General features: G+C 60.8%; 1 pseudogene. It reads right to left on the reverse strand.

Annotated elements, in window-relative coordinates:
• Window positions 1–255 (reverse strand): annotated as a pseudogene (gene ispH / locus P8629_RS12280) (4-hydroxy-3-methylbut-2-enyl diphosphate reductase); the annotation flags it as partial.

Below are 255 nucleotides of genomic sequence, written 5' to 3' on the forward strand. Positions count from 1 at the left end.
CACCTTGGTCACCAATGGGCAAGTGGCATCGAACAACATGGTCAGATCGCGCGCCTTGGCTTCGGCGCGTACCGCCTGAGACACGCCGTGCGCCGAGAAGATCAGGATAGAACCGTCCGGCACTTCGGCGATCTCTTCGATAAACACGGCGCCCCGCTCACGCAGGCTGTCAACCACGTAGCGGTTGTGCACCACTTCATGCCGTACGTAGATCGGCGCGCCATACAGCTCCAGCGCACGTTCCACGATGCTGAT

Source organism: Hydrogenovibrio sp. 3SP14C1, assembly GCF_029625905.1.
GTDB lineage: Bacteria > Pseudomonadota > Gammaproteobacteria > Thiomicrospirales > Thiomicrospiraceae > Hydrogenovibrio.